A 238-nucleotide genomic window follows, 5' to 3' on the forward strand; every position below is an offset into this window, starting at 1 on the left:
GAAATATAATGGAAAAAGTTGAGGTCTATCCGGGTACATTGGTCCACAGCCGCTCCCCACATCCGGGGCAGTAGTTGAGGGGTAGCCGGGCGCTCACGGTCGGCGCGTCCATGTAAATCTCGTCGGCCCAGACATGCGCCGTGAACGGCAGTGCGTCTCCCTCACTGACCGCGAACCGACCGCCCTGTGTATCCAAGACCGCACGGAACTCGGTCATGATCATGCAGCACGTCATGCG

At 59.7% G+C, this 238-nt stretch carries 1 protein-coding gene; it reads right to left on the reverse strand.

From position 1 onward, the window contains the following. Positions 1–25: 25 nt before the first annotated feature. Positions 26–238, reverse strand: a 213-nt coding sequence (locus AC1RPW_RS08700) for a hypothetical protein (protein ID WP_481769563.1), incomplete at its 5' end; no start/stop codon positions are given.

Source organism: Dellaglioa sp. CoH-55-MRSF-8, from assembly GCF_056782195.1.